The sequence below is a fragment of the Microcoleus sp. EPA2 genome, from assembly GCA_020882975.1.
Classification (GTDB): Bacteria; Cyanobacteriota; Cyanobacteriia; order Cyanobacteriales; family Microcoleaceae; genus Microcoleus.
This window is the reverse complement of the sequence record JAHRFD010000013.1, coordinates 26,429-50,123: the sequence shown is the minus strand read 5'-3', so window position 1 is coordinate 50,123 and position 23,695 is coordinate 26,429. Positions and strand designations below refer to the sequence as shown.

Here is a 23,695-nt window from a genome sequence, read left to right as displayed (position 1 = left end):
TTTTTATTCTGTCCTAGGGATTGACTAAGTGTTTTTTAGGAATTTTTCACAGACCCAATCTAACAAATGACTAAGGAACGATCGCTTGGGACAAATTCAACTAATTTGGTGACAACTCGCTCAATATCATTGTAGGAGTAACGATGATCTGCGGGAATTGTCAGCAACCGATTTGACAAATCAAATGCCAGTGGATCGTTACCGGATAATTGGTCTGGCGGTTGTGGCCAATGAACTGAAGCAAAAATATTTTCGCTAATCAAAAATCGGCGCAGTTCTTGTCGAACTTGAGTATTTTTGCAGAGGAGGATGCTGTTAAAAGGTACTGAACCTGGTTTCCAATCAGTAAAAATCGGTTCCCAATAGTCGTTTTTTTCTTTCACTATCAAATCTAAAATATTTCTGATATTAGCTGCTCGCTGTTGCCTCATTTCAGAAATTTTTAAACTTAATAGGACATTTTTTGTCAAGGTAGAAATGGTGTGTTCGCCATCGTTAATCAGCTCGTGTTCGCCCTCTAATTGTAAATTTCTATAGCTATCTTTGGAAATATTTGCCCCCATTAAATACGAGCGCTTTAGTAGCATGGCGGTGAGTTTTTGGGCGGCGGCTGGTGATTCTGATTGATTTGGTCGAGGCAATTCCATGTTTTGCCCCGACCAAATCATCCCTCCGTCGGGAATTGGCAGTGTTTTACGCAGAGATGCGATCGCATAATGAGCGGTAGTTTGTTGCGCCCAAAGGGAGAAGGGATCGTGGCTGTGGTCTTCAATCAAAATCATATCTTGATGTTGAGTTAGCCAATCTTGCCAAGCTTTTCCTTCCTTGATGCCAAACAAATTAACTGCTAATACCAAATCACCTGGTGAAGGGCGAAGGGAGTTAAAATCTGGTGCTGCTTCGGTAGGCAAATCTCGATACCAACAGACATCGAAAACTCTAGCCATTTTTTCGGCAACTTCCATGCAGTAATAGGTCGGTAAATGCAGCTTCAATCGCTGTCCATCGCCTCTTAAGAAACGTTCGATCGACAATAAAACGCCCGTCGCGGTAGAAAATAATTCGTAGTTTTGGGGAAATAAAGTTAGCGATGATGATGATGCCAAAACATCATCCGACCAATCAAATTCCGATCCGACTTCCCATCTTACTGTCATTAATTTAAATTCCTCATTCATTACCTTTAAATTCTTCTCCAGTGGCTTGACCTTCTTGGCTGATTTCTTTTTGTCCCAAAACTTTCCCTATTGTGAGGAAAAGTATTTTTAAATCCAGCCACAGGCTCCAATTATCGACATACCAAACGTCGAGCCTAAATTTTTCCGGCCAATTTCCATCTAGTAGTCGGCGACCGTTCACCTGAGCCCAGCCAGTGATTCCGGGCATAACTTCGTGGCGGCGTGCTTGTTCTGGGCTGTAGCGTTCTAGGTATCTTACTAATAAGGGGCGAGGGCCAACCAAGCTCATGTCGCCTTTGAGAACGTTCCACAGTTGCGGAAGTTCGTCCAAACTGGTTTTACGCAATAATTGACCGATCGCAGTCAGGCGTTGCTCATCGGGGAGCAGGTTTCCTTCTGCATCGCGATCGCTTGTCATGGTGCGAAATTTGTAGAAGTTGAAAACGCGACCGTTTTTACCCGGACGCGGTTGGGTAAAAATAATGGGGCTACCCATGCGGAGGTAGATGGCGATCGCCACGATTAAAAGTAAGGGAGAGAAGATTAGTAGTGCGATCGCGGCCACTAATCTATCTAATACCCACTTAGTTAGTTTGGCGAATTTGGTGATTAGCGATTGGTGATTATTCATTGTTGATTATTTGTGACTTAAATCAAGATTTTGGATATTCCTGTTTGGAAAATGTTCAGTTAGTTATTTAGAGAAGAATTGCTGGCAGTAGAATCCCAAAAATATAAATGATTAAGCGGTGGCTTCTGCATACAATTCCTCATGGAGTTTCACAATTTGCCCCAGCTCGTAATTTGCCATCCACGTTCTTCCCTTTTGTCCCATTACTTTAGCTTCTTGGGGATGATCTAATATCCAGGCCATTGCATTAGCAATTCCTTTTGTATCTCCCACATCTACCAGAAGACCGCAATCTTTTTCCAGCAAATCCCTTGTGCCCCGAATATTAGTACCAATCACCGGAACTTCCAGAGATAAGGACTCCATCACACTTCTTGGCAATCCCTCCTGTTCCGAAGCCAGCAGCGTCGCCACAGAAGCTCGTACTAAAGTCGGAATATCTCGGCGGTGTCCGAGAAAATGCACAAGGTTTTTTAGTCCCAAATCCGATCCTAATTGCTGCATTTGTTCGAGCATCGGGCCCTCTCCAGCAAAAGCCAAATGAACATCAGGTCTAGCCAATTTAGCAAAGGCGTTTAACACATCCTGCGGGTGCTTGCGGGGAATGAATTCGATCGCAGATAAAAATAGTTGATTTTTCCCGTTAAGCCCCATTTCCTGACGTACTTGCTGGACATCAGTTTCAGAAACAGCATCGGGACTGTAGCGTTCTAGATCAACTCCAATTCCCGGCATATAGCGGATTCTTTCGGGAGGCAGAATTTGGTAGCGTTTTGCTGCTGATTCATCCTCGCTATTAATCGTGACTAAATAATTAGTCCAAGGCCCTGCTAGCTTTTCCAAAGTCAGAAAAACAGAATTTTTTAACGGTTTACCTAAAGAATGAAAGTGAAAGCCGTGAGCTGTGTAAACGATCTGAACTTTTTTCTGTTTTTTCAAATCCTTGAGGGCGTATCTAGCAACAAAAGCAGCGACCGGAGTGTGTACGTGAATGATATCATATTGTTCTGTTTCTGCAACCTCTCGGATGACTCGCGGAGCAACTAATAAGTTTCTCGGATCTAGAGGATTACGCGACCATTCTACATCCCAGACGCGATCGAAAGCTTGCAAACATTCAGCATTTTCTGAAGCTCCACAAGCCATTGCATCTACCCGCCAACCCCGGTCGCGGAAGTGATAGGCAAAAGGCAGTAAAAAAGCACCGATAGTTGCTGGAATAGTAGTAATAATTAGAAGCTTATTCATGATAAAAATCACCCTGATTAAACCTTGGTATAAATAGAAATTATCCTAGTTTTTTTGCTTCAACCAAGCTTCAGTCATCTCTCGGACATAGCGGTAAAACTCATTCCGCTGTTCGCGTAGAACTTCATCTGTGTAATCTTTGGCTTTTTCTAAATTGCGGGCCGACATCCGAGCCATGCGCTCCGGGTCAGTCACTACCTCACGGATTTTCGAGGCCAATACCGCCACATCGCCCGGAGGCACGAGATCCTCAGATGGCAGCAATTCGGGAATCCCACCAACTGTAGAGCCAATGCAGGGCAGCGCCCGCGCCATCGCTTCCACCATTGCTTTCGGCAAACCTTCCTGGTGAGAGGGTAGGAGGAAAAGGTCAGCTCGATCCAACTCAGCGCGGACAGCATCACTACTGACCAACTGCCCCAGAAAACAGACTCGTTCGCTGATGCCCAATATCGCCGCTTGTGCTTCCAGTTCCGTCCGGTACTGACCCTCTCCAACTAAAACCAACTTGATGTCTAATCCCTCCCGAACGCAGACAGCCACCGCATCCAGTAGTACATCGGGAGCCTTGTAAAGTTGAACCAAAGTACCTACAAAGATTAGAGTCAATGGGCGCGTTTCCCGACACAGGGAACGGGGTGCGGATATCAGTGCCTGATCTGAAAGGTTCACGTCTGATATCCCCACCGAAAGGTTTGGGCAAGGATACCGCCGCTGGAGAGCTTCTCTGGTAACGTAAGCCGCCGCCCCAGCACCAGCACACTGGTGCTTCAGTTCACGGGGGAACCACCAGCGGAACAGCGGGCGCAAGGGATGTCTGATAGAGCCTGGTGCAAACGCATCGTAAGAATCAGCAACAACTTCAACACCATAAGGTCTTCCCGATGGCAATAAATGCAAAACTTCTGTACCAATACTACAAGGTATTCGCAACAGTAACGCTTCCGTATTCGGAACTACTTTACTAATCTTTCTTCTGATCTTTGTGTAGTTTTTGATAAACTCCCAAGCACCTACAAAATAAGGAACTGAAACTGCGTTAATTCCTGGTCCCGAAACCAAATTCCATCCCGCTGGTGGTTCGGAATGCAATTCTGCCCGCGCCATCAGATGTACCTCGTCGAATACCTCTAAATACCTAGCCCACAAATAATAGCCTAGGGACGCATTTGGAGTCCAAAAATTTCCGTCACTGGTAATGGCAAAGCGGGCGCTAGCTGTAACTAATACTTTCATTTTTAGTTCCTCAATTAATTGATTGGTACAAAAGAATTGTAAATTTCTTGCAATCGTTTGGCACTTACCTCCGTTGAGTAGTTATCTTTGACTCTGGTAAATCCAGCCTGAGCAAGCTGCTGAGCATAGGCAGGATCTTTGACGATCTTGACGACAGATTTAGCCATACCATCAATATCTCGAACATCATGTAGCAATGCCGTATCACCATCTTTAACTGCTTCTGAAAGTCCGGGAATTCTTGACCCGACCACAGGAAGATTAGCTGCATTAGCCTCCAATGCAACCAGTCCAAACCCTTCATAAATTGATGGGAATAAAAATACGTCGCACTTGCTCATCAGGGATGAAACATCATCGCGAAAACCCAGTAAGTACACGGCATTACTCAGCCCGCGTTTAGCTACTGTCTCCTCAATTAAAGACTGAAGTGGCCCTGACCCCACTAACACCAATTTAGCTGTAGGAATCTGCTCTAAAACTCGCTGAAATACAGATAGCAAACCTAAATGATTCTTTTGTTCTATAATGCGCCCTACATGAAGAATAATTGGCGTGTCCGCAGACCAACCACAGGATTTCCGAAATTCAGCACGCTCTTTAGGAGTTGACGGTTCTGGCAAGTTTACACCGTAATATAACAGGCTATGGTCTGCTTGCAATTTTTTACCATCAGGGTCTAGACTGTCAATAACTCCTTGAGAACAACCCGTGACTAAATCAGAATTTTGGAGCGCGTAACTAATACTAATGCTCGCATAAATTGACCGCATTTGGCGGAAGAAAGGTAGGCGAGTCAATGTAGTCTGCGGAGCAAACTGAGTGTTGTGAAAGGAAGTGATAACTGGAATTCTTAATTGCCGGCTTATCCACACAGGCACACCGCTGTAAGCTTCCAAATGGTTGTGTAAAATGTGGTATTCTCCCTCGATTAATATCTGTTTGAGCTTTTGAGTAAAACCGATATGAGCAGGTCCCAAGGGACAGTGAATTACTTTAGCTCCCAGTTCCTCGACGAGACTAGCAAGGGGACCAACCTCTAATCCTTTGCAGCAGAAATCCATCTCGTATTGACTTCGAGGAATTGCTTGCAGCATAGAAATTAGCCAAGTTTCAATTCCCCCTCTGTTAAAGCTGGTGATTGTATGAAGAACTTTTACCATAAATCTGACTCTCTAGTTTTTTGATAAACAATCATAATTGCACCTTGGCTGTGAGTTCTTTTCATTGCTTTTTAGTTTGCTTTTTTAATAATTATTTTGCTTTTCAGAGATTGTTGGAGCAAAAAATACTTGATTTTTTGGTGATTCTTGCAGACTTGTGTTTGGAGGATAGACAACTATTTTTTTATGAATTATGCAAATCAGCAAAATTGGAAACCCGGCATTTTTAAAAAGAAAAAAGATATCATTATCAAAGTCGCTGACAAGGACTACAAAACAAAAATTTACCATCATTGGCAGCAAGAGTAACCTGATATCCGTAGAGTCCCAGGTCACAAGGCAACGTTTAACCAGACCTACAATAAGCCCCAATACAATAAAAGCAAAGGGAACTGGCAGAGGACCAAAGTTGAGCATTACTTCGCCAGCAAGTCCGTACACCTTCGATGCAACCCATTTTCCCGGCTCTTGAGGATTGTATGAACCCATGCCAGACATAACATTGGTTCCTTCCATTGATTTATTGGGTGGTTTATTTGGTAAAATAGCTCCTGGTATCATAATAGTTGTCGCAGCAAAATAAGTTCTGCCCCAAGCGTATTGGTAATCGCTATTGGCACGCATCATGCGGTAAAGTACAAAAGCTTGAACGTCACTGCGGCCCAAATCTCCTAACAGCATACCTTTCCAAGTTCTACCCGATTTTTCCTCGGCACCAGAACTATCTTCCTGTAATGCTTTTTGAACTCCTTCTATACCTCCCCCCTTATAAAAGCCATAAATATACATAAAAAACATTAGAAAAACTAGCCCAAAGGCAATTTCTTTTTTAGTAACCGATCGCAGCCAGAAATGAACGATCCCTAAAGCCCAAAACAGAGCCCATATCGTGTTAGAACGACTGCCACGGAGACCACCAAAAAACATTTGTAAGACCAAAAATACAATTAAAACTCCTATTAATACAGGTAAAGTTCGCAGCCGCTTGTACTTTTGAGCAGAGACGGCAAACCCCATCATTGCCAAAATAGGAAAGCTTTCTGAAACTATAAAGATCATGCCCATGCCTTGGAATTGGCTTGAGTCTGCGTCTGTAGATGGAGATGTGGATGTCGCAGCATTGATGTAACTCATTACCCCGCCAAATTTTTGGTAAGTTAATACCTGTAGGGTCGCAGAAAGCAATAGGGCAATCATCAGAACTGGTAGAAATCGCTTCTGGTTAACTGTCCAAATTATTTTTCGCTTTGACTGATGCTTTGCCGGTGTGTTGCCAAAACTTCTGGACAGGCGATATATGCAAAGACCCATGAAATTAAGGATTGCCATATAGCCAAGCCAAGGCCGCCAGTCTGGAGGAGGAGTGTACCAAGGTTCCAGCCAAGCGTCCCACCTAATGTGGAGCAGAGGGGCTAAGAAAAAGAAATGGAAACCGAGTAAACCGATAATGCCAACAGGATCGAATATCTCCAAGCGACCTCGAAACCAGTCAACAGCATCGATACCAATTAAAATACCGCTCAATGTAACAGGAATGACAAACCAGTGCCAATACTGATCCGAGTGTGGAAGAAATTCTGCTACTATTAAGATAGTGAGAAAAAAAGAAATAAAAAAACTGTGTTTGTATGCAACTTGGCGGCGGGAGCTTTTTCCGTTCATAGAGCAACCTCCTTAGTGAATTGCGCTTGATAAATGCTTTCCAACTGCTGCACAGATGTCTCTATATTGAAAGGGCTAGTTTCTACAAGTGACAAGGCATCAAACTTAGTAATAGCTGAGGGTAAGTTTGGTTGGGCTAACACCGTCTCAGCCCACTCGGAAACTGGCTGCGATAGGGACAGTCTCGACATTAGAGACTTGAGGACATCTGCTTCGTCGGGAACAACACTGGAAACAATACAGGGTAGCCCCGCGGCTTGTGCTTCGATTAATACTAGGCCTAGTCCTTCGTAAAGGGATGGAAATAGAAATACATCCATAATACTTCCCATGATTTCGGGTACATCTGGTCTGGCACCTGCAAAGATCGCACGATCGCTCAAACCCATTTCCAAAACTTTCTGCTCAATGTCTGACCGCAACGAACCTTCACCCAGCAACAACAGACGCATTTTCGGTTCTCGCTTGGCAACCTCGGCCGCGATTTCTAAGAGAAATACATGGTTTTTTTGCTCGGCAAATCTCCCGACATGACCAATCACAAAGGCATCTTTTGGTATGCCTAATTCAGCGCGTAGGGAGCCTGAATCTACCTGCTTTTGAAAGGGAGTTAAGTTAATACCATAATAAAGAACTCGCCAGCGCGGATCGCTTTTCCAATCGGAACCAAACAGGTTGGCTGCTGCTTTGTGGCTGCATCCCAAACCCATAGTGGCATAGCGGGCAATCCACTTTTTTGTTAAAGCTAAATATAAGCGCCGGTGCCATACTGCTTTAGCTTCGACGGCGGAGGTATCGTTGTGGCTGTGGGCTATACGAACAGGTATTCCTGCTTGCTTTGCTAACCAAAGAACGTAACCGCTGAAGTGGTGGACGTGGCTATGAACGATGTTATAAGCCCCGTACTCGCGCAAAATTCGTTTGAAGTTGCTGGCGTACAGCCAAGGTTTTGACGGGTTAAGGCAAGGGATAATTTTACTGCCGATCGCGTACACTTCCTCATCATAAGCGCAGGGTTCTGCCGTATGAACCAGAAAGTCCATGTGAAAGCGATCCGGATCTATGTGTCGCAAAACGTGCATCAGCCAAGTTTCTATCCCACCCCGGTTCATTCCTCCTACAACGTGGAGAATACGTATGGGATGCCGGACATTTTGATTAATATGGGGATAACCGATCACTAGAGTTCTCCTATTGAGTTAGTTGCGAATATTTACTACTGCATGAAAATCTGGACCAAGCATATAATCGATACTATTTGGCAAGTTTTCCAAGGAGATAAACACTGTCTTTAATTCTTCTTGTTTGGTACGAGCGTGGGGTTGAATAGTAATCGTCGCTTCAGTAGCACCAATCGGAATTGTCACAGTCTCAGGAATACTTTGGTAATCTGTTCCATTTTTTGCTGTCCCCCTGATAGTGTACTTTACCCTTAATGCTTGACTCGTATCGCCCGTGCGCGTGATGCGAAATTCCCCCCCATCACCTGACCGAGACGCATACAGTTTTTTGGCTGTGATGTTCACAATTTTAGGATGGCTGCTGGTAAACTTCAAATCAACATATTCATTGGCAATATCAAAGTAAGCATCTTTGGGATTTAAAGCCAGCTTACCTTCAATATACAGGTTGTCAAAAGTTACATTTCTGATGTCGTGTTGTAAATTGTAGCCCTGAAAAGTTGATTTTTTTCCCCCGCGATCGTCAGCAGTCAGATTATAAACATAAACGTTTCTAATAGAACCTAAATTGTTAGGAGAAGAAGTGGGTTCCCATGATGCTATCATAATGCGCCACTGAAATAGATCGGCAGAACCAGATCCTTTGGGAGCATCCATAATATCTTCAGACCTAATATTTTTGAAGTATATATTGTCAAATTTTGCTGCGGTGACAGGCCATAATCCTGCCAAAGAATCTGCATACACAACGTCAATATTTTCGTAAGTGATATTGTGGATAATTTCTTGCTCTGCTGTTGTTCCTATTTTAAACCCAGAACCTCCATAAAATACAGAATTGATCGCATTAATATTTTCATTATTCTGAATTCTGCCCTTTTTGTCACCTCCATGAGAGGTAGCATCATCGGTTCCTTTATAAAGAACATTATCAATAGTAATATTTCTGGAAGACCAAAAATCAAAGCCATCTGTATTGATAAAGTTAATCGGATCTGCCAAAATTTTGACGTTGTAGATTTTCCAATTTTCTAAATGGGACATCCAGACATTCGCTACACAGGGATCTCTGATGATAATGTCCTGCAAAATCACATTGTTAGCGTTTTCACCATGAATTAAACTGTACCATCCTCCATGGGAACGCCAATAAGAACCATTACCGTAGATCGCTCCACGTCCCAGAATTTTGATATTATTGACGTCTTTCATATAGATCAGACCCTCTCCGTAGGAAGGGTTTATATCTTTCGTGGCTTCCAGTACAGCGCCTCCGGCTAAATAAAGAGTCAAATTGCTGTTGAGATTAATTTGTTTGATTTTGTATATCCCTGGTGGAAAATAAAGTACACGCAATTGTGATGAAGCATCGTTAATAGCTTGTTGAATTTTTGCTGTTGCATCAATTACTCCGGTGTTATCAACCCCGTAGTTCATAATATTGATTGCTGTTTGCAGATCTAATTTAACAGAATTATCTTCGAGTGTATCGGCGATAATAAACAGTTTTTCCTCTAAAAAGTTTAGTTTGTGAATAATCAGTTTTCTGGGAACATTCAGAGAAAAATTTATTTTATTCCCCTGCTTTTTTGATACAATATTATAACTTTTGGGACTCAAGGTATAGTTATCGATTTTTTCTTTGATAGTTACTTCAATGTCAGCATTGCCAGCAAAAGCAAAGTGAACATAACTCAGCGAGTTATATTTTTCGACAAAGAGCTTTTTACCGTTAACGCTCACTGAATATGTACTGCTTGGTTGAGCAGATATGGTGACTGGGTAGTTGACAATACTGCTTGGTTGACCTTTGACTAAATTAGAGTTGATTTGTAGTATGCTTAGCCCTGGCAAACAAAGCCAAAATATTTTGTTTTTAAGTTTGGTTAATTTGTTGCCATTAGCTGATTTTTTTACAGAGGTTGGCTCCTGCATATTGAACAAATATGAGATTAATTTGATCGTATTTAATTTGATAATTCTGATGCTCAATATTAGAATTCTTGAGTACAGCATATATTAATTACTCATCTAGTTTTTCGGTTTTGACTGGTGGGTGAATCTTGTATAGTGCGTGATATATCGCCCCTAAACTAAAAACTGCTTGAACGATCGCCCCAACGATCAGCGCGATCGCCGCCCCTTGCACTCCCATACTTGGAATTAACCATAAACAAGCGATCGCAGAACTCCCCGTCACCACAGCAAACAAAGGCATTTGAATACGGAAGTATCTAGCAGCCGTAATCCCGTAACCCAAAAACGAAGACACATAACCTATTCCCGCCGCCACCATCAGCCAGACAAACAAATCTGCCTGTTGACCATATTCAGGTCGATACAGAATAGTCAATATTTCCTGACCAGCAACAACAGCAACTAAAACACCCGCCCCTCCGATCGCAGCACCAACCCCTACCAACTTGAACATAAGTGTCCGAAAAGCGATGCTATTTCCTGCTGCATAATACTTCGCCAGCCGTGGACTAGCCGACTCCGCCAAGGCACTCACTACCATACCTCCAACCACCATTAGGTAAGATATTGCACCAAAAATACCAAGTTGTCGTTCTCCTAAATACTGTTCGATCAAGTATCGAGGAATATTAGTATTAAAGGAAATCAACATCATCACAAAACCTAAAGGCAAGGCAAGCCATATTAACTTTCTCAAGGTTTTCAAATGCCAACGGGGGAGTAACTGATGTTTGCTTTTCTCCCCCCCTTGCGAAGCAGGGGTTAGGAAAGGTAAATGGGTAGGATTTTCGGTTGACTCAGCAGGTTCTTCGACTTGAGTTGCGATCGCTCGCGTCTCTACAAGATTCTCCCGTTGTGCTTTTTGAGAACTCTTCACGATTAATCTACCATTGCGAATGTCGCACACAATTAGCACCACCGCCCAGGCAATTGCTAACCCCACAGATCCCCCTACCACACTCCCAGTTAGGGAAACTCCGAGGCCTAAAAGTAACAGGGATAAAGGGCCTTTAATCATCAGGGCGATCGCAATTTTATCCATCCGTTCGTGCTGCTGAATCAGTCCGTAAAATATATCGCTGATAGACTCGAAGGCCTTAGCTAATCCTATGTCTAAAATCACTAACGATGTCTCCCAGCTATACCCAGCTTTCAGCGTAATTCCCGCAATTATCAACAGGGCTAAACCAGTGCCAATTAACCTCAGACCTAAATAGTCAGCAAAAACATACTCGCCTTTGGCATCAGTCACTTGGATACTTCGCAGTTGGAGATTAGTAAACATCATCACAGGTGCTGTCACCGCCAAACCCAAGGTAAATTGACCCACCATTTCAGGACTGCCGAATTTAGCAAGCACCACCAAAATCCCCCACTGAGAAGCCGCATAAACGAGGTTTCCAGTGAAAGTCCAGGAAAAATTTCGGCGTAAAGTTAGTGGTTTCAACTGTTGCATTAGTAGCTAATTTCCGGCTGGCTAATTGGTTAATTCCAAATCTTGTATTGTCCTGGCAATTTTATTCACCAATGCCCAATTAATTTTGATTAACTTTAGCCCCCATCAGTTTACCTGCCGCAGCGCATTCTACAGGCTTCGAGAAAAAGTATCCCTGTCCGTAGACGCACTTCAGCTCTTTTAGCTGAGCGATTTGCCATCTCGTTTCTACTCCTGTGGCAATCATCCCCATACCCAACTCCTGAGTTATGGCAATAATTTTGTGAAGAATTTCTAAGTTTGGGTGGCTAGCATCCAGACCACTTACTAAAGAGCAATCTAGCTTCAAACTGTCGAATTTTCCATACTTAAGCCGCGTCAATTGGTAGAGCTGAGTTAACGATACATCACTCAAACCACAGTGATCGATTTGTACTTGCACGCCTAAAGTTTTAATTTGAACTAAAACAGACCCAGCCAACTCAGAATTTTGGGTGACAACATCTTCGGGAATTTCTAATCTCAAACTAGAAGCATCAAGATTGGTTTCCTTCAATATTTTGCAGATAGTCGGGATTAAGTCAGGGTGAAAAAACTGTTTGCTAGTCAGATTGACACTGACTGTTAAAGGAGTGTCAAAACCAAATTGCGACTGCCAAATCTGTATCTGGGTGCAAGCTTGCCACAGTACCCACTCGCCAATCGGAACAATCAAGCCTGTTTGTTCTGCGGCTGTGAGGAATTCGTCTGGCCACAGCAAACCTCGATGCGGGTGCTGCCAGCGCAACAGCGCTTCAAAACTACTAATCTTATCAGTTTCCAGGCAGACTATCGGCTGATAATGAATCCGAAACTCTTCATTAGCAAGAGCCACGCACAAGTCATTTTCTAACTGCACAGATGCTGCACTGCTAATCTTGACCGGTTCAGTTTTTTCTAGGGCTGTAGTTTCGTGTAAATTGGCTGGGGAATATCCTGGTACGTATTCAGGAACTAACTGCTGTAGGAGCGAGACAATTAAATTGGTATCATTGCGATCGCCTGCTTGACAAAGAGCTTCGATTTCCCGATCGATATTATCTTTCACTAGGCGGCTGGCATTACCCAAACTGAGAATTTTTGCGTGTTGAGTTTTGTTATATTGCTCACCAGGAATAAATAGCTCTTCAAACAATTTTTCTCCCGGCCTGAGCCCCGTGAACGCGATTTCAATGTCTTTGCCGACTTCATATCCTGAGAGTCGAATCAAATCATTTGCCAAATCAACAATTCTGACTGCTTCACCCATCTCCAGCATGAAAACTTCCCCACCACCACCGATGACTGCGGCCTGCAAAACCAGTTGAACTGCTTCGGGAATTGTCATGAAGTAGCGACAGATATCTGGATGGGTAATGGTAATCGGCCCACCCTCAGCAATTTGTCGCTTGAAAGTTGGTACGACACTACCACGACTGCCCAGAACATTACCGAAACGAACCACTACAAACGGGTTTTTGCTTTTTTTGGCTGCTTGCAACACCAGCATTTCGGCAACTCTTTTGCTAACTCCCATAATGCTAGTTGGATTCACCGCTTTGTCGGTGGAAATCATCACCAAGTTTTGCACATTATATTTCAAGGCCATATCTAACAGATTTTTCGTCCCCCGCACATTGTTAGTAATGGCTTCCGGCGGATTTAATTCCATCATGGGTACGTGCTTGTGAGCGGCCGTATGAAAAACCATGTCTGGTCGGACTTTTTCAAAAACGTACTCTAAGCGATCGAGCAAGCGAATGTCGGCGATGCAAGCTGTAATGCGAGTAATATCTGTTGCAGTTTTGCTAGTCTTTTTGAGTTCTGACAGAACTTTGGTTAGTTCTTGTTGAATGTTGAATACAGAATTTTCTCCGTGTCCCAGGATGATGATTTCGGCGGGAGTACACTTTAATATTTGCCGACACAGTTCGCTACCGATGGAGCCACCTCCACCAGTAATTAGAACCTTTTTGCCTCCAATCAATCCCAAGACTTTTTGGGTATCGGTTTGGATGGGAGCGCGGCGGAGTAAGTCTTCAATTTGGACTTCTCTGAGGTTCCCTATACTGACTCGACCGTTGAGGATCTCATTCAAGCCGGGGAGAGTGCTGGTTGGAACTCCAATTGACTGGCAAATTTGAACGATTTGCCTAATCTCTTGTCCCGGAGCTGAGGGGATGGCAATCATGACTTTGCTGATATTTAGAGATTGAACTACTTCGGGAATGTTATAACGATTGCCGAGTACAGTCAGTTTGCGAATCTTCTTAGTGATTTTTTTAGGGTCATCGTCAACGAAAGCGATTGGATCTAGTCCTAACTCTGGGCTCCTTTGCATCGTTTGCACCAGAGATGTGCCTGCACTACCGGCACCAACTATTAGGATGCGATCGCGTTGTTGAACTTTCCACGGTTTTTGGTCCCATCTTTCCAGGGTGGGAATGCTGAAACGAACTGCCGCCACTAACAAAAAGCCGATCATGGTGTCTACCAGTGGCAGCGATCGTGGCAGAATGGCGATCGCCGAATTATTTAGCTGGTAGAGTTGGTGGAACAATATAACTTCCACTGCTAGGGATATACCTATCAGCATCGCTATTTGTGTCATTTCTTCGAGACCAGCATACTGCCAGTAACGATTGTATAAGCCACCAACATAAAAAACTGCTAGTTTGACTAATACAAATAATACTGTAACTACCGCTAAACTGTTTAGATAGGGAGCCAGAGTCGTATCATCTAAACGAATTGCCAGGGCTAATAACGGTGCGATGCCAAAACAAATGGCATCGACAAGTAAAAAATGACGGGTTCTTAATCCCAACAACACTTTGCTGATTTTCTTGACTATGCTATTCATAAGACGCTATGAGAAAACAAGTTTGCTCAAACTAGATATCTTCATCGAATTTCTGTTTTTATTTTATATTTGCCTTAGTGATGAAAAATTTCCGCACTTAAATCCGAATCCACTTCTGTGATAGCATTAAGGGGAGCTGGCAAAGCATTTGTTACAACTCCTAATTGCTTTGTAAGGGATTTATTTTTTTAAATTCGATTTGATATTGAGTCTATATTCTCCTACTACGGCTTCTCTAGCTCAAAAATTCATAATTCTTTACTTTTGTCTTAACAAAAATATATACTTAAGTAGGGCTTTGAGTGGAAGTAACATATTTATTAAAACAATGAAAATGGGGAAATTAAGTGATAAAATGGAAATCTTAAATCATCAATTTAAAACCCCTAGATTGTGAGTATTTACCCAAAATATATTTTTTGGAGAGATTTATGGAATCAAGTGAAAATGGTCTGGGATTTCAGGAATACTGGCAGATTTTGAAGCGTCGATGGCTGCCAGCCCTAGCTGTATTTGCCTCAGTGGTTGCACTCGCTAGCTACACCACTCTTAAGGAAAAACCAGTTTATGAAGCAGAAGGAAAGTTATTATTTAAGAAAACAACTCCGGGCTCGGCATTGACAGAATTGGGAAAGGAAATCGGACAGTTGACTCCTGCTGCTGAGCAAAGTAATCCTCTGACCACTGAAATTGAACTGATTCGTTCTGTAGAAATTGTCGAAAAAACTATCAACAAGCTTCAATTACAAGATGAAAAAAATCATCATCTTAAAGTCAAATATTTTTTGAAGAATTTGACAGTAGCTACTATTAGGGGAGCGGACATCCTAACCGTGTCATACAAAGATAAAAATCCCCAAATAGCAGCAGATGTTGTAAAGACAATGATGAATTTTTATATAGACAACAATCAAAAAGTAAATCGTCTAGAAGCTGTATCAGTGCGACAGTTTATCGAAAAGAAACTGCCTAACTCCGACAAAGCGATGCGCAAAGCCGCGGCCGAATTGAGCAAATTCAAAGAAGATAATAAAGTTGTAAATCTGGAAGAAGAAGCTAAGTCAGCAGTAGCGGTTATGGCGGGACTAGAAAGTCAAATAGACCAAGCTAAATCGGATTTTATCAAGGCAAGTGCTAAGTCAAAAGCATTTGAAAACCAATTACAAATGACTCCCCAACAAGCATTGGCTACCAGTACCCTCAGCCAATCGAGCACTGTGCAGGAAGCTCTGAAAGAATACAAACAAATAGAGCGTCAGTTAGCGGTTGAGCAAAATCGCTACCTGGATACTTCGCCTGTAATAACTAGGTTGGTAACTAAAAAAGCTACGATGAAAGCTTTACTAGATGAACAAATTAAACAAGTTTTAGGCGGTCAACAGCCCTTGGAAAATCAAAGCTTACAGATAGGAGAAGTAAAACCAAAGTTGATTCAAGAATTTATCAGTGTCGATGTAGAACGCCAGGGTTTGGCCGATCGCGTTACTATTCTCTCAAATGCTTTAGCAGCTTACAAGCAGCGGGTAAAAGTTTTGCCGGCGCTAGAGAAACAAAAGCGGGAACTAGAAAGAAAACTCCAAGAAGCCGAGGCTGATTATGAAGAATTGCAGAAAAAGCTCCAGCAAATTCGGATTACGGAAAATCAGCAAGTCGGGAATGCTCGCATTATTCAAAAGCCGAGTGTTCCTGAAGAACCAGTGCGCTCTCGCAAGTCTTTATTGTTGGTGTCGGGTACTTTGTTGGGAACTCTGCTGGCGATCGCTGCGGCGCTGCTTTTAGAATCTCAAGATAAGTCTGTCAAAACTATTGAAGAGGCGAGGGAGTTGTTTGGGTTTACTTTGTTGGGAGTGATTCCTTTCCATAAAAAGCCTGAAAAAAATACGAGGCGCAATTCCAAGCGGGTTAAATCAACTTCCCAGGATTTAGAGCCATCTCCTCAACAGATTGTGGTGAGAGATATTGCTCATACTTCCAGCAGTGCTGCTTACCGAATGCTTCAGGCAAATCTCAGGTTTCTGAGTTCTGATAAAGAGCTGAAAGTGATTGTCGTCAGTAGTTCGCTACCGCAAGAGGGTAAGTCTACTGTATCAGCTAATTTGGCTGTGGCTATAGCTCAATTGGGACGGAAAGTTTTGCTGGTAGATGCGGATATGCACTTTCCTGTTCAGCACCGGATTTGGGAACTCCCCAATCAAGTAGGCTTGAGCAATGCGATCGTGGGACAAGCTGAATTGAAAAGTGCGATCGCACAAGTTATGGAGAATTTAGATGTGCTCCCTTGCGGGGTGATTCCGCCTAATCCCATGGCTCTCTTGGACTCCCAGCGGATCGCTTCGTTAATTAAGCAATTTGCGGCTAGTTATGATGCAGTGATTATTGATGCTCCTGCTTTGAATGTTGCTGCTGATGCTCTGATTTTGGGGAATAAAGCTGATGGGATTTTATTGGTAGTCAGGCCTGGAATTCTTCATTCTGGTACTGTGGCTTTTGCGAAAGAGCTTTTGAAGAAATCCAGTCAACAGGTTCTGGGTTTAGTGGTGAATGGAGTAATTCCTAAAAATGAACCTCACAGCCATTACTATTTTACCAATGAATCTTACGCTCAAGGGCAGAATGCTAATTTCAATCACAAAATTTTGCGATCGCCTGGGGAGATGGAAAGATGGGGAGATGAGGATATCTTTAACTAATAAGTCACGGCGATGGGGAATAGTCGATGTTGTCGAGCTCGATCGCCCATAAATCAAAACGAATCTGTAGCTGTATCAAAGTCTACTAAACTTGGCGAGCAAATCGGTTAATGTCACTGTTATTCTTCAGTCACTAATACTGATGAAGATCGCGCCAAATGTCAACTCGACTTAAACATCCATGCGTTTAGAGCAGATTCAAGCATTTCTTTCCGTTGCCGAAACCGGAAGCTTTCAGCAAGCAGCAGGGAAATGTGGCGTGACTCAATCGACTATTAGCCGCCAAGTGCAGGGACTAGAAGCTGAACTCGGCCTATCTCTGTTTCATCGCATGGCCCATGCCAAGCTAACTTTAGCTGGGGAACGCCTGTTACCTCATGCTCGCAAAATCTGTCAGACATGGCAAAATGCCAGTCAGGAATTGGGAGACTTGCTCGCGGGTAAGCAGCCCGAACTTTGCGTAGCTGCTATTCACTCCGTGTGTGCTGCTTATTTACCACCTGTACTCCAAAAATTTTGCCGGGATTATCCAGAGGTACAGTTGCGGGTAACAGCCCTGGGGAGCGATCGAGCTCTGAAAGTCCTCAAAGACGGTTTGGTGGATGTAGCGGTGGTGATGAACAATCGCTATTTTACTCAAGGTGCCGAAATGTTGGTTGAGGTGCTTTACAATGAGCCGATCGAGGTATTGATGGCTGCGAGTCATCCCCTAGCTAAATACGATCGAGTCCCAATTGCTGAATTGATTTGTTACCCGCAAGTCGTGTTTAAGGATGGCTACGGAATGCAGCGGATGGTGCAAGACGAATTTGGACGCATGGGTGCTAAACTGCAAGCTGTTTTGGAGTTGAATACTCTCGATGCTTTTCGAGGTGTAGTGCGACAGGGAGAATTGATTGCTATGCTGCCACATTCGGCTTTGTTGGAAGCCCGCGCCGATCGCACCTTAGCAATTCGCCCGATCGAAAACCAGAGACCAAATTCTAAGGTTTCTGCCATCGGCACTGCGGCGGCAGATCCGATTTGGACTCGCGAAGTCGTTTTGGTGACAACTCAGGATCGAATGCAAATTCCGCCCATCGCCCATTTCTGCCAATTAGTACGAGAATTTGTGCCACCGCAATTGGATGTCTTAAAAGTCGGAACAACTAACAAATAACCAATTACTAAGTCCCCAAATTATGAGTAACGCTTTTAGAGAATTGCTGCGAAAAATTGGCAGTGGCGTACACACAGGAGAAAACTTGACTCGCACCGAATCAGCCGCAGCAACGCGGATGATGCTGTTAGGAGAAGCAACACCGGCTCAAATGGGAGCTTTTATGATTTCCCACCGCATTAAGCGACCAACGGGGGAAGAATTAGCCGGAATGCTCGATGCTTATGAAGAATTAGGACCGAGACTCGCCTACCCAAACAGAGAAAAAGGCTTTTCAGTATCTAGCGTGGCGGTGTTTGGAGTTGCTTACGATGGGCGATCGCGCACAGCCCCAGTGAGTCCTTTAACTGCTCTAATTTTAGCAGCCACAGGCGTTCCAACTCTCATGCACGGCGGGGATATCATGCCAACCAAAGAAGGTATTCCCCTGATAGAAATCTGGCGCGGTTTAGGTGTTGACTGGGCAAAATTGAGTTTAGAAAAAGTCCAGCAAGTGTTTGATAATACAGGTTTGGGTTTTGTCTACCTCCCCACCCATTTTCCCCAAGCTGAGAGTTTAGTTCCCTACCGGCGCGAAATCGGCAAACGATCGCCTTTTTCGACAATGGAGTTGATGTGGTGTCCCTGTGACGGCGATGTTAACGTCATCTCCGGCTACGTCCACCCACCGACGGAAGGTATGTTTATCAACGCTTTTGAATTGCGAGGAGTCAAGAATTACACCACAGTCAAAGGACTAGAAGGAAGTTGTGATTTGCCGCGCGATCGTACTGCAATCATCGGTATTGCTAAGCCAGATGTTGAGTTTGAGCGACTGCTGTTAGCTCACGGCGATTACGGTTTCAGTAGTACAAATCCCGCCTTTGAATCGACATCAGAGTTATTAAAACAAATGCAGGAAGTTTTACAGGGAAAACCCTCGGAATTAATGCAGTCTACTATTTGGAACAGCGGATTCTATCTCTGGCGTTGTGGAGTTTGTTTAGATATAAATTCTGGTTTTATTAAAGCAGAAATTTTGTTAAGTAGCGGTCAAGTTTATCAAAAATTGGAGGAAATTAGCAATTTAGTTGGTCAATAGCTAAATGTAGACACTAGACAGTTCACTTTTGAATCTATAGAAACCCATGACAAATAACCCATAACAAATAACAAACAACCCACAACCCACAACCCTTCGACGAAGCTGAGCGAGCACCGCCAACAATCAACAACCAACAACAAATAATCAATAACCAATAACAAATGACTAATAATAAAATTGCTGTAATTTTGCTCGCTGGCGGTCAAAGTTCCAGAATGGGCAGAGATAAAGCTCTTTTAGAAATAGATGGTAAATTCCTATTAGAGCGAACCTGGGAAGTCGCTGCTCACTTAACCTCAGAAGTTTACGTCTTAACTGCTTGGCCCGATCGCTATCGATCTACCTTAAATAAAAAATGTCAATTTCTGGTAGAATACAATCCCGGTTCCGGGCCCTTGAGAGCCTTGAGTCAGGGATTAACGCAAATTACTAACGAGTGGATTTTACTCCTAGCTTGTGATTTGCCTTTGTTGGATGCTGATATAATTCAGCATTGGGCCCGTCAGTTAACAGCAGTAGGGCCATCTACTTTAGCAGTTGTGCCTTATCAAAATCACAATTCGCGCTGGGAACCTTTGTGCGGATTCTACCGCCAGCAATCCCTCTCAAGTTTGCAAAGTTTTATTGAGAAAGGCGGGCGATCGTTTCAAGTATGGTTAAAGCAAATTGCAGTAGTACCTCTGCCTATAGGAGAACGAGAAGCACGAATGTTATCAAATTGCAATACACTAGAAGAGTTTGAGAAATTAAAAAATCAAATGGGGAATCGGGAATAGGGAATGGGGAATCGGGAATGGGGAATCGGGAATGGGGAATGGGGAATGGAGAATGGGGAATGGGGAATTGGGAATCGGGAATAGGACATTGGAATTAACCAATAACCAATAACCAATAACCAATAACCAATAACCAATAACCAATAACCAATAACCAATAACCAATAACCAACAACAAATAACAAATAACCAATAACCAATAACACATGAACTTAGAACACTGGCTACTCGATCGCGATATAACATTTCTCAATCACGGCTCTTTTGGAGCTTGTCCGATTCCCGTACTAGAAGCACAAACAAGTTTTCGAGAACAGTTAGAAAGAGAACCGTTGCGCTTTTTGATGCGGGAATTTGAGCCACTGTTAGATAATGCTAGGAATGAATTAGCCACTTTTATCGGTACCAGTAGTGATGAGTTGGCATTTGTGCCGAATGCGACGACGGGAGTAAATGCAGTTTTGCGATCGCTCTCTTTTGCTCCGGGCGATCAATTATTAACCACCAATCAAGAATACAACGCTTGCCGCAATACACTAGATTTTGTAGCCAGCCGCACAGGCGCTACAGTCATAGTAGCCGAAGTACCATTTCCCATTGAGTCACCAGAACAAGTTATCGAAGCAGTAATTAAGTGCGTTTCACCACAAACAAAATTAGTATTATTAGACCATATTGTCAGTCAAACAGGCTTAATATTTCCCATCAAACAGCTAGTTAGTGAATTAGCCCAAAGAGGTATAGATGTCTTGGTAGACGGAGCCCACGCACCCGGAATGATTCCACTAAATCTAGATGAAATTGGCGCGGCTTACTACACGGGAAATTGTCACAAATGGCTGTGCGCCCCAAAAGGTGCTGGCTTTTTGTATGTGCGACGCGATAAACAGGACGGTATTGGGCCGACAACCATCAGTCATGGTGCAAACTCCCCGCGCAGCGATAAATCCCGCTTTCAATTAGAATTTGACTGGATGGGAACAGTCGATCCAAGTGCTTATTTATGTGTACCGGTGGCGCTCGACTTCATGGGTTCTTTGTTGGAGGGCGGATGGCCAGAATTGATGGCAAAAAATCATGCTTTAGCCTTAGCAGGAAGACAGATATTGCTGGATAAATTAGATTTACCCCAGCCTTGTCCAGATGAAATGGTAGGCTCGATGGCTGTTGTACAACTCAGAGATGCAGAATTTGATGCCGTTGGTAAGTCAGGAATTGCCCCTTTACAAGAGGCTTTGTGGGAGATTTTTAAAATAGAAGTGCCGGTGATTCCTTGGCCGGATGCAAATCAGCAGTTAGTGAGAATTTCTGCTCAATTTTATAATACTTTACCGCAATATGAATATTTGGCTAAGGCGTTGGTTGAGTTAATAGGAACAAAATTTATAGAAAAACCGGATTAAGGCAGGCTTTTTCCCCAAGCTAGCAACAGTTTGAAAAAAACTAATTCTGAGAGATCGCATTTAGATAAAATTGCAAAATCTCAATTACACACTCTAGGACGCACGCGAGACTAAAAACCCGGTTTCTGGGGAGCATCCCCATTTTGTAAGGGCGAAGTATTTCTCTATTCTCTCCCTCTGTGTCCTCTGCGTTCTCTGCGGTTAAATCATTCCGATGTAGCCGGAAACGATATTACATCTAATACTAAAAAAATCTTAATTTATGCGGAAAAACCAACTCAAACAAAAAATCAAACAAGGCGAAACAGTCCTCGGTTTATTTATGAATTGCGCCTATCCCGCATTTATAGAAATTTGCGGTCACGCTGGCTTTGACTTCGCCGTCATCGACATGGAACACGGTCCCTTACATTCCCTCGCAGCCGAAGATTTGTGTCGCGCAGCCGACTGTGCAGGAATTGCGCCCATTGTTCGCGTCCGCAAAAACGACGGCCCACAAATTCAACGAGCCCTCGACATTGGTAGTGCTGGTATTCAAGTACCTCAAATTGAATCTAGAATAGATGCCGAAATTGCGGTTAAAAATGCCAAATATAGTCCTCTCGGCACCCGTGGTCTTTCCTTTGCTACCAGGGCCGGGCTTTACACTGCTGCGGGTACAAATATTACCGATCGACTCAACGAAGAATCCTTAGTTGTAATTCATGTCGAAGGGAAAGGCGGCATCGACAACTTAGCAGAAATTGTGACAGTACCCCAGGTTGACGTGATTTTTCTGGGGCCATACGATCTGTCACAGTCGATCGGCATTCCCGGCCAAGTTCGCGATTCGCGAGTGATCGAGATGATGGAAAATGCCGTCAACACCATCCGCAGCGCCGGAAAAGCTGCGGGTACTTTTGCCGACACCCCCGAAGTAGCCCAACAGTGGATTGATGCTGGCGTTCAATACGTGGGACTGGGGGTGGATGTTGCCGTCTTTTTGCGAGCTTGTCAGTCTCTAGTCAAAGCAGTCGATCGACTTTAGACTTGGGATTAAACAGCTTATAACTCCCGAATTTTTTTTGGCATCTTTACAATATCTTTGCAATTTTTGTAGTGTCTTTGACCACACAGACCAAAAACCTGAGCTAGACTAGAAGCATACATCTCCTTAAGGCAAAATTAAGGAGGGGAGCAAGGATTCATGGAGAACTATCTATGAAAACAGCATTAGAATCCATTCATTTGGATTATGCTTTTATGTTTACTTTCAAAAAAGTAAACTCAATTAAGCTAGAAGGATTTAAGCCATTTTTCGACGAGATGCCGCTCGATCCTTATATTAAAGGAAAGTATCGTTCGAGAAGGTTGTCGCGATTTATAGTCAATGGAAACGAATTAATTAAGTTGCCTCACGGCTATCTTTTTCAAAGTAAAGAATACAATCCGGTGGTGGGTGATATCAAGCGTGAATTTGCCGAATTGGACGATCGACTAATCGCCCTGGATAATTTCAAACAAATGATTTTTGCTTTTTTCGATTCCTGCAAAATTCACCCGGAAGCTGAAATCGGCATCCATCAAATCAGGACGACTTGTTCGCCACACAATTTTGGCAATCCTGCACCGGAAGGTATTCACAGAGATGGTACTGATTTTATCGGCATCTTCTCAGTTGACCGAACTAATATTGTCGGTGGCGAAACTCATTTGTACTTGGCGAAAAAAGAGAAGCCTGTGTTTAATAAAGTTCTGCATCCCGGAGAACTGCTGTTGGTTAATGACCACGAATTTTTTCACTTTACTACACCAATTAAGCCGGAAGTGGAAGGGGTGGGGACAAGGGATGTCTTTGTGCTGACATCTCCGAGTTTGCTGACTGATTGAGTAGAGTTCGGTAATGAGGCGATCGACTTAACATACCAATGGGGTTCCCTGATTTCTTCAAGAAGTCGGGGAACTTCTGTATCTTACCAAGAAATTGGGTCTAAAGCCCCGTCCTTATAGGA

General features: G+C 43.4%; 18 protein-coding genes. 7 read left to right on the top strand and 11 right to left on the bottom strand.

The window, feature by feature from the left end:
- Positions 1-59: 59 nt before the first annotated feature.
- From AAFP14_RS13680 to AAFP14_RS13635, 10 genes are all read right to left on the bottom strand, one after another.
- Entirely contained in the window at positions 60-1,157 is a 1,098-nt protein-coding gene (locus AAFP14_RS13680; RefSeq protein ID WP_341732797.1) for an aspartate aminotransferase family protein, read from the bottom strand.
- Between the two features lie 13 nt (positions 1,158-1,170).
- On the bottom strand, positions 1,171-1,809 hold the full coding sequence (locus AAFP14_RS13675; RefSeq protein WP_341732796.1) for a sugar transferase: 639 nt from the start codon (positions 1,807-1,809) through the stop codon (positions 1,171-1,173).
- A 111-nt stretch (positions 1,810-1,920) separates the two neighbouring features.
- Entirely contained in the window at positions 1,921-3,057 is a 1,137-nt protein-coding gene (locus AAFP14_RS13670; RefSeq protein WP_341732795.1) for a glycosyltransferase, read from the bottom strand.
- Positions 3,058-3,102: 45 nt separating this feature from the next.
- Positions 3,103-4,293, bottom strand: a complete 1,191-nt coding sequence (locus AAFP14_RS13665) for a glycosyltransferase family 4 protein (protein WP_341732794.1) — start codon at positions 4,291-4,293, stop codon at positions 3,103-3,105.
- A 14-nt stretch (positions 4,294-4,307) separates the two neighbouring features.
- On the bottom strand, positions 4,308-5,456 hold the full coding sequence (locus AAFP14_RS13660) for a glycosyltransferase family 4 protein (protein ID WP_341732793.1): 1,149 nt from the start codon (positions 5,454-5,456) through the stop codon (positions 4,308-4,310).
- A gap of 84 nt (positions 5,457-5,540) precedes the next feature.
- Positions 5,541-7,118 carry a hypothetical protein gene (locus tag AAFP14_RS13655; protein WP_341732792.1) on the bottom strand — a complete coding sequence of 526 codons (1,578 nt, stop codon included), beginning with the start codon at positions 7,116-7,118 and terminating at the stop codon, positions 5,541-5,543.
- Entirely contained in the window at positions 7,115-8,299 is a 1,185-nt protein-coding gene (locus AAFP14_RS13650; RefSeq protein WP_341732791.1) for a glycosyltransferase family 1 protein, read from the bottom strand. Before AAFP14_RS13650 ends, AAFP14_RS13655 begins: the two co-directional genes overlap by 4 nt.
- 18 nt (positions 8,300-8,317) lie before the next feature.
- A complete protein-coding gene (locus AAFP14_RS13645; protein WP_341732790.1) occupies positions 8,318-10,234 on the bottom strand; it encodes a glycosyl hydrolase family 28 protein in 1,917 nt (638 codons plus the stop codon).
- Between the two features lie 88 nt (positions 10,235-10,322).
- Positions 10,323-11,732, bottom strand: a complete 1,410-nt coding sequence (locus AAFP14_RS13640) for a lipopolysaccharide biosynthesis protein (RefSeq protein WP_341732789.1) — start codon at positions 11,730-11,732, stop codon at positions 10,323-10,325.
- A 79-nt stretch (positions 11,733-11,811) separates the two neighbouring features.
- Positions 11,812-14,592 carry a polysaccharide biosynthesis protein gene (locus AAFP14_RS13635; protein ID WP_341732788.1) on the bottom strand — a complete coding sequence of 927 codons (2,781 nt, stop codon included), beginning with the start codon at positions 14,590-14,592 and terminating at the stop codon, positions 11,812-11,814.
- 431 nt (positions 14,593-15,023) lie between these two features.
- Between AAFP14_RS13635 and AAFP14_RS13630 the strand changes: the two genes are divergently transcribed.
- From AAFP14_RS13630 to AAFP14_RS13615, 4 genes are all read left to right on the top strand, one after another.
- Positions 15,024-17,282, top strand: a complete 2,259-nt coding sequence (locus tag AAFP14_RS13630) for a GumC family protein (protein WP_341732787.1) — start codon at positions 15,024-15,026, stop codon at positions 17,280-17,282.
- Between the two features lie 181 nt (positions 17,283-17,463).
- Entirely contained in the window at positions 17,464-18,441 is a 978-nt protein-coding gene (locus AAFP14_RS13625; protein ID WP_341732786.1) for a LysR family transcriptional regulator, read from the top strand.
- Positions 18,442-18,463: 22 nt separating this feature from the next.
- Positions 18,464-19,522: an anthranilate phosphoribosyltransferase family protein gene (locus AAFP14_RS13620; RefSeq protein WP_341732785.1), complete on the top strand. Its 1,059-nt coding sequence runs from the start codon at positions 18,464-18,466 to the stop codon at positions 19,520-19,522.
- A 164-nt stretch (positions 19,523-19,686) separates the two neighbouring features.
- Positions 19,687-20,301 (top strand): molybdenum cofactor guanylyltransferase, encoded by a 615-nt coding sequence (locus AAFP14_RS13615; protein ID WP_341732784.1) that lies wholly within the window; start codon positions 19,687-19,689, stop codon positions 20,299-20,301.
- Here the strand turns inward: AAFP14_RS13615 and AAFP14_RS13610 are convergent.
- On the bottom strand, positions 20,280-20,507 hold the full coding sequence (locus AAFP14_RS13610; RefSeq protein ID WP_472851049.1) for a hypothetical protein: 228 nt from the start codon (positions 20,505-20,507) through the stop codon (positions 20,280-20,282). The genes AAFP14_RS13615 and AAFP14_RS13610 overlap by 22 nt on opposite strands.
- On the opposite strand from AAFP14_RS13610, the gene AAFP14_RS13605 reads away from it, so the two are divergent.
- From AAFP14_RS13605 to AAFP14_RS13595, 3 genes are all read left to right on the top strand, one after another.
- A complete protein-coding gene (locus tag AAFP14_RS13605) occupies positions 20,508-21,704 on the top strand; it encodes an aminotransferase class V-fold PLP-dependent enzyme (RefSeq protein WP_341732782.1) in 1,197 nt (398 codons plus the stop codon).
- Between the two features lie 262 nt (positions 21,705-21,966).
- Positions 21,967-22,731 (top strand): HpcH/HpaI aldolase family protein, encoded by a 765-nt coding sequence (locus AAFP14_RS13600; RefSeq protein WP_341732781.1) that lies wholly within the window; start codon positions 21,967-21,969, stop codon positions 22,729-22,731.
- Positions 22,732-22,904: 173 nt separating this feature from the next.
- Complete coding sequence (locus tag AAFP14_RS13595; RefSeq protein ID WP_341732780.1) at positions 22,905-23,573, top strand: 2OG-Fe dioxygenase family protein; 669 nt, start codon at positions 22,905-22,907, stop codon at positions 23,571-23,573.
- Positions 23,574-23,695: the final 122 nt, after the last annotated feature.